We start from the raw sequence: 6,693 nt of genomic DNA on the forward strand, positions 1-6,693 counted from the left end.
GAGATGGAGGTCGATTCGATCAGTGCGTATGGCCTGACGGGGACCGATCGAACCGTGTCCGCGGGCGAGGACTATCGCGACGCATTCACGCTCGGTCCGGTGACGACACAATCCGGCAGATATCATGGCCAACGTTGGCGCGTGAACGAGAATGGCATCGTCGTCTACGAGATCGGGGTACACAAGAAGAACGAGATCGACGCGCAAGCGTTGCGGTCGGCAACGAATGCCCCGACCACGGGCGTGACGCTCGCTGGTGAGGTCCAGCAGCCGGTCGATGCGTATGTCTTGAAAGTGAATCCCCCAAACGGCCGGCTCGAGTGGCTGTACATCGACAAAAAAACGTCGCTCCTCGACCGCGAAGACGACGCGTATCCAGACAAGCGATTGACGATCACGTATGATGACTATCGCGCGGTGGACGGAATGTTCGAGCCCTGGCACACGCACATGTCGGACGGTTATCCGGCGAATGAAGTCGACGTCCGCATACAGTCGGACGACGTCAACATCAAATTCAGCGACGACTACCTCAAGATTCCAAGCGGCGACCAACGCATAGCGACGTTCCCGGCGAACGCATCGTCCGTGGTACTGCCCGCGCGAATCGACGACGGCTCTGTCGTCGTCCGCCTCACGATCAACGGCCGCGGACTTGATTTTCTGTTGGATTCCGGAGCAAGCGGGATTCTGATGGACAACGAGGTCGCGAAGGAACTCGGCATCAAGACGTTCGGTGAATCCGTCCAGACCACCATGGGAGCATACGAATCGACGCAGGCGATCGTTCCCGAAATGGATGTCGGCCCGATCGCGCTGCACAATACCTACGTGGAATGCGTGCCGTTCACGCAGCAGCTCGGCTACGACACGAAAATCGTCGGACTGCTGGGATTCGATTTCATCGCGAATGCCGTGGTCAGCATCAACTACGACAACGGCAACGTGACGGCCGCCCCGCCAGACTCGTTTTCGCCGCCCGTCAACTCCATCGCGGTGCCCATCGCGCTCGACGACGGCGTGCCGTTCGTGCAGGTCCAGATCGGCGATTCGATCGGCACGCACTTCATCTTGGATACCGGCGCCGACATGATCGTGATCTTCTCAGAATTCGCCGCCGCGCATCCGCAGGATGTCGTGGATCAAGGTCTCGGAAAGAGTCTGAGCAAGTATCTACCGTTCGTCACCGCGGAAGGAGTGGGCGGCCAGATCCAGATGACGATGGACCAGCTCGCTTCCTATCATTTCGGATCCGTCAATTTCACCGACTTCCTCGCGTATCGTACCCAGAGCGGCTCCGCATTCGAGTCCGAAGATACCGACGGTTTGGTCGGATACGAAGTGCTTCAATATTTCACGGTGACGTTCGACTACAAAGACGGCATGATCTATCTGATCCCAGGCGAGGTGCTTCGTTCCCGGCAGGCCGCTCCAACGCCAACGCCGCATCCGAAGGCGAAAAAAGCCTAGGCTCACGATGAAGCCGGCGCCGTCGCTGCAGAAGGCCACGCCGCCACCGACGCCGCAACCTCAAGCGACGTGAAAAAAGACGGGATCTGCACTATTTACACGGACGGAGGCGCGCGCGGCAATCCGGGTCCGGCGGCGGGCGGCGGCGTTATCGTGGCATCTGATGGAACGGTGATCGCCGAAGTATCTGAGTTTCTCGGCGTCGCGACGAACAACGTCGCAGAATACCAAGCCCTCATCGCGACGTTGCAGCGAGCGCTTGAGGCCGGCTGCACGGACGTGGAGGTCTGCCTCGACTCCGAACTTGTCGTGCGCCAACTCAACGGCGAGTACCGCGTCAAGGACGCGAAGATGCGGCCGCTGCACGCGAGCGCCACTTCGCTCTTGCGAAAGTTCGCCTCGTCGCGCGTGCGGCATATCCCGCGCGAAGAGAACAAGCGCGCCGACAAACTCGTCAACGCCGTGCTCGATGCACACGCGACCGCCGTGCGCGAGGCTCGCGTCGGGTTGTGAGACCTGTGTATGGGCCGTCGGACACGATCGTCGCGATCGTCGACGCGGGCGGCATGGTAACGCTCGGAGAGGCGCCCGGCCAAGCGATCGCAAGCGTGCGCAACGGCGAGATTTTCGGCGATCTCTACGGCGCCGCGCTCCTTGGATACGTCGACGGCACCGGCCGCGTGATCGATGCGCAGCGCGCTGTCGTCGGACGCGTCGACGCATCGCTCATCGTTTACGACGATGCGAACCGGCGCGTTGGCCGCGTCACGGACGCCATTGACGGCGGCGTTCTGCTGCTCATCGTGGCGCAAGCGCAACCGGACGCCGTGCGGCCGACGCTCGCACCGGAGACGATCGGCGGCACGGTGATGGACGAAGTCAATGCCATGGAATCGCTTTTGAAGAGTCCCAACCTGCGCGGGCGTCGCGGAGAGTTCTGAACGCCGCACTGCGCGGGCACCACGCTGCGTGAAGGCGAGGATGCCTTTGCTAACGGGACGAAAGCCCACGTTCATGCCCATTGCGTCCGGCGATCCGTCCATTTACATCTCCGTTGATATGGAAGGCTGTGCCGACATCGTGCACTGGGACGAGGTGCGTCCCTCCGCGAGCGATGAGTACGCGCGTTCGCGCGAGATCGTCACGGACGAGGTGAACGCGGTGGTGGCCGGCGCATTTGACGGCGGCGCCGAAGCGGTGACCGTCAACGACTCACATTCGACAATGCGAAACCTTCTCACGGAGCGGCTCGACCAACGCGCAACCGTGGTTTCCGGACGACTGAAGCCGAACTTCATGCTCGAGGGTCTGACGCCGGAGTTTTCCGCCGCGTTCTTCATCGCGTATCACGGAGCGATCGGCTCGGCCGAAGCGGTGATGGGGCACACATACAGCCCGCGAGTGATCTTCGAATGCAGGCTCAATGGCGCGCCGATCGGCGAGCTCACGATCAATGCCGCCTTGGCCGGAGCGTGGGGGGTTCCGGTCACTCTCGTCAGCGGCGATCGCGTGACGCTCGACGAAGCAGCGATGACGTTGCCTTGGGCACGCACAGTCGAGACAAAGCGCAGCATCTCATATTTCGCGGCCGAGTGCCTGTCGCCGTCGGCGGTCTGCGCGGCACTGCGGAGCGCGGCCTGCAGCGCTTGCAAGGTTGACGGGGCGAAGCCATTCTCGCTGCCGACGCCGATCGTCATGGAGATCGACACCTACCGGACAGCGCAGGCCGATCATCTCGAGCTCATACCGAGCATAAAGCGGACGGCAGCTCGCACGATCCGATTCGAATCGGACGATTTTCGCGAGGTGTATCGCGCGCTGCAAGCGGTCATCTATCTCGGCGCGGCGGCAACGGCGTGACGGAGAAATGGCGCGCGGTTATCGTCATCGCCTGCATCGTTGCGGGTGCGGTGCTGAGCTACAAGCTGTTCTTCGGCCCGTGGTTGCCGCAGTTCGAAGCCGTCCGTCAGGTCCAAAACGAGAACAGCACGTGGACCGTGACCTTGCAGTGCTACTACGCGCGCGGCGCCGTCTCCGACGAGACGTATCGACTCGCGAACGACAACGGCAAGACGTCGCTGTTCTACTCTGCGACGAGCCGGAACGGCCTCATCACCAAGCAGTTCACCGTGCCGCTCGCGGGTCCCGACAGCACGTTTCTTTTCGAGCAATTGCGAGCCGACGGGCTGTGGGATCTCGAAGACCGACCGGCGCGGCCGAACCCGAAGGACGAATACGTCATCGCAGTTCAGCAGACGCTGGGAGACGAAGGCGGCAGCCGGGCGTTCTCATTCACGGATCCCGAGTATTGGGCCACCACCAAATCGGTGGAGTTTAAAGTCGGAATGCCGTCGCGAACGGACCCGAGCGCGCCGATCTACATCAGCCCCGGCGTGCCGCGCAAAGATCCGCGGTATCTGACGCTCGTGAATGAGATCCGCGCATTCGGACCGCCCAATGTCGTCGCCGCTGAAAGCCGAATCCGTGACGAGCTTGCCGTGGTACATCCGGTGCACACGCTGCGCGGCGGCAGATGAATCTAAAACGGATCGCGATCGTCACGGCGATCATCGCCGTGCTAGTGGCGGCTGCGTGGTATATATCGGAAGCACCGTACAATCAGATGTTCGGCGCGACCGTCACGCAAGTGCCGGTCCGTCAAAAAGTCGTCGCGCTCACTTTTGACGACGGGCCTAATCCGCCGTATACCGACGAGATCGTGGCCTATCTTCACGCGGCGCACGTCGCGGCGACGTTTTTTGTGGTCGGCAAGGCCGTTGCCGCACATCCGGCGATCTTGCGGACCGAGCTGCGCGACGGTGATGCGCTTGGCAATCACACGTGGGATCATGCCCATCTCGTGCTCTTATCGCGGCAGCACGTCGAGCGCGAGCTGGACGACTGCGAGGCCGCGATCTATCAAGCAACCGGCACGCGGCCGACGTTGTTCCGGCCGCCATTCGGCGCGCGTGATTTTCTCGTGCTGCGTATCGCGCACGAGAAGGGTTACCGTGTGATCATGTGGTCGGTGCCGCTGCCGGCCGACTGGACGGGCCCCGCCCCGTCGGTTATCGCGAAACGGGTGTTGGTGCATGTCAAGAACGGCAGCATCATCGTGCTGCACGACGGAGACCGGGGAAGATCGGGCGACCGCCGCAGCACGGTGGAGGCGACAAAGCTGATCGTGACGGCGTTGCGGGCGCAGGGTTACAAGTTCTTGACCGTGCCGCAGCTGTTGAAGCTCGGCTATCCGAATGAGCCGGTTCCGGCGGGACCGACGGAGAAAGACGGCGTCTGATCGCCGCTATGCGTATCGGTGGCCGCGCCACTCGATCCATCCGCCGCGGTGCCAACCTGGTCCGGGGCAGTGGTGCGTGTCGTGGATGATCGATTCGCCGGCTTTTGGCACGAGCTGTCCTTGCACCACGACCGAATCGCCGATCTTCACCGGAATCGCAGGCGCGAGCGATACGTTGTCGATGACGCGCAGCGTGAGTCCGTGCTCGGTGACGATGTCGAACGATTCATGGCGCGCGTGCGTGTGCCGCCCGGTGAAGAACGTCGGCTGGTCGATGACCGACCCTTCGACAGCGACATCGGTGATTCGACCTGCGGCGATGGCCGCGCGAGCGGCGGCATCGGAGTACTCCGAAAGAGCAGTGGGCGAGCAATCGATCATGGCGCCGCTATCGCGCGCCGCGCGCGAACGGTCTAGTCTTCTTCGTCCGCGGGCGGACTCGGCGGCCCGTCGAGCCGTCCGCAGATCTCGCGGAAGTTGCAACGCCGGCAGAGCGCGACATTCGCCGTCATCGGAAATTGTTCGATGTCGCCTGCTACGTTGTTCGGGATATCGGTGAGCCGATCGCGCACATCGGCGGTGTAGGTGGCGATCATGCGCCGCGCCTCGCCGACGCCTTCGCGCAAATTGTCGTAGCGATCCGCTTCTCCGGTCGTAAGGTAAACGAGGTGGGCGACGACGTTTTCGATCGGGGTACCGAGCCGCGCCGAGACGTAGAGGCCGTAGACTGCGAGCTGCGCGATATTCGCTTTGCTCGGACGACCGGTCTTCCAGTCGACGATATGCAGCACGCCATCCTTATCTTCGACGACGAGGTCGGGTTTGGCGAAAACCGTCACGCCGTCGACGAGCATCTTCGCGTCCTCGAAGTCCAACGGATCGACGATGCGCAGCCGGTCGAGCGGGATCGCAAACGAGCGGCGCCCGTAGCTTGATCGAGCGAACGTCTCGGTGCACGAACCGATCTGCGCGATGGCTGCCTCCTGCTGCTCCGCGCTCACGCCGATCCCGTAATAGTCTTCGAAGAGAATCGCATATTGCTTGGGCTGGCCGAAGCGCTCCCAGTCGCGATTGCGCGACTCACGAAGTCGTTTGAGCAGACGGCGCTCGACTTCATCGCGGATCTTCTGGGCCGGAACCGGCGACGGGGCGTCGCCGCGCATGCGCAGACGCTCGCCGATGACGTTGTGAAACGATTCGCCGACGAGCATGGCGAGACTCTTGAGCTGCTTCAGCCGATAGGCCAGCGCCGAATCTTTCGAAGCATCAGGTTCCCAGCCGCCCCACGAGCCGTAATACTGCCAGTACGTGCGCCGCGGACATTCGTAGAACGCGCGATGACGCGACCACGACCAGGCGAACGCGCTCTGCAGATCGGCCACTTCAGTCGCCGGTTTCCTCTTCCCATAAGTCGAATGCATCCGCGAGGATGTCGAGCGCGGCCTCCGCGTCCGGTTCGGGGACGCAGACGAGCGTTTCGCCGCCGAAGAGCGAACCGCCGCTGCCGGGTCCGAGCATCGCGAACGGAAGGTCGCCCATCAGCGGAAACGGCTTCGCATCGATGCCGTTCGCCCGCAAGAGATCGATCGCCGTCGCATCGCTGAGCTCCGTCGCACCAAAAACGGCGACATAGACGCCTTCGACGCGCTCCGGCGGATCGACGAGATAGCCCACGGACGATACGCCTACGCCAGTCTGCCGAAGAACGGTACGATGGTTGTTTCCGGGCGGAACGAGAAATAGCGACGGCTGAGATCGCCTGCGAGCGCCGCGGTCACCGGGATGCGCAAGACATCGGCCGCCAGAAGCGCCGGCGCTTCACCGACCGCGACGAACCGCGCTTCCACGACCGCCGGATCTGCCGGTCGCGGCGCGGCGGGCGGGCCGCACTCTTCCATGAAGAAGGTGCAGTTCACGACGTGGTA

General features: G+C 62.8%; 10 protein-coding genes. 6 read left to right on the top strand and 4 right to left on the bottom strand.

The window, feature by feature from the left end:
• The 6 genes from VKT51_13395 to VKT51_13420 all read left to right on the top strand — a co-directional run.
• Positions 1-1,470, top strand: a 1,470-nt coding sequence (locus VKT51_13395; GenBank protein ID HLJ85158.1) for an aspartyl protease family protein, incomplete at its 5' end; no start/stop codon positions are given.
• Between the two features lie 69 nt (positions 1,471-1,539).
• On the top strand, positions 1,540-1,983 hold the full coding sequence (locus tag VKT51_13400; GenBank protein ID HLJ85159.1) for a ribonuclease HI family protein: 444 nt from the start codon (positions 1,540-1,542) through the stop codon (positions 1,981-1,983).
• Between the two features lie 5 nt (positions 1,984-1,988).
• Positions 1,989-2,411, top strand: a complete 423-nt coding sequence (locus VKT51_13405) for a hypothetical protein (protein ID HLJ85160.1) — start codon at positions 1,989-1,991, stop codon at positions 2,409-2,411.
• Between the two features lie 73 nt (positions 2,412-2,484).
• Positions 2,485-3,330 (top strand): M55 family metallopeptidase, encoded by an 846-nt coding sequence (locus tag VKT51_13410; GenBank protein ID HLJ85161.1) that lies wholly within the window; start codon positions 2,485-2,487, stop codon positions 3,328-3,330.
• Positions 3,327-4,007 carry a hypothetical protein gene (locus VKT51_13415; protein ID HLJ85162.1) on the top strand — a complete coding sequence of 227 codons (681 nt, stop codon included), beginning with the start codon at positions 3,327-3,329 and terminating at the stop codon, positions 4,005-4,007. The genes VKT51_13410 and VKT51_13415 overlap by 4 nt, the downstream gene beginning before the upstream one ends.
• Positions 4,004-4,768: a polysaccharide deacetylase family protein gene (locus VKT51_13420; protein HLJ85163.1), complete on the top strand. Its 765-nt coding sequence runs from the start codon at positions 4,004-4,006 to the stop codon at positions 4,766-4,768. Before VKT51_13415 ends, VKT51_13420 begins: the two co-directional genes overlap by 4 nt.
• A gap of 6 nt (positions 4,769-4,774) precedes the next feature.
• Here VKT51_13420 and VKT51_13425 read toward each other — a convergent pair whose 3' ends face one another.
• The 4 genes from VKT51_13425 to VKT51_13440 form a co-directional block, all read right to left on the bottom strand.
• The gene (locus tag VKT51_13425; protein HLJ85164.1) at positions 4,775-5,149 is read right to left on the bottom strand and encodes a DUF3465 domain-containing protein; all 375 of its coding nucleotides are present in this window, start codon (positions 5,147-5,149) and stop codon (positions 4,775-4,777) included.
• Positions 5,150-5,181: 32 nt separating this feature from the next.
• Entirely contained in the window at positions 5,182-6,150 is a 969-nt protein-coding gene (locus tag VKT51_13430; GenBank protein ID HLJ85165.1) for a PD-(D/E)XK nuclease family protein, read from the bottom strand.
• A gap of 1 nt (position 6,151) precedes the next feature.
• A complete protein-coding gene (locus tag VKT51_13435; protein ID HLJ85166.1) occupies positions 6,152-6,442 on the bottom strand; it encodes a hypothetical protein in 291 nt (96 codons plus the stop codon).
• 11 nt (positions 6,443-6,453) lie between these two features.
• Positions 6,454-6,693: hypothetical protein (locus tag VKT51_13440; protein HLJ85167.1), on the bottom strand; the 240-nt coding region annotated here is incomplete at its 5' end.

The sequence above is a fragment of the Candidatus Eremiobacteraceae bacterium genome, assembly GCA_035295225.1.
GTDB lineage: Bacteria > Vulcanimicrobiota > Vulcanimicrobiia > Eremiobacterales > Eremiobacteraceae > JABCYQ01.

What these genes read in the sequence shown, in the direction of transcription:
- VKT51_13410 (HLJ85161.1), top strand. Translation starts at nt 2,485, where the DNA reads ATGCCCATTGCGTCCGGCGATCCGTCCATTTACATCTCCGTTGATATG.
- VKT51_13420 (HLJ85163.1), top strand. Translation starts at nt 4,004, where the DNA reads ATGAATCTAAAACGGATCGCGATCGTCACGGCGATCATCGCCGTGCTA.
- VKT51_13425 (HLJ85164.1), bottom strand. Translation starts at nt 5,149, where the DNA reads ATGATCGATTGCTCGCCCACTGCTCTTTCGGAGTACTCCGATGCCGCC.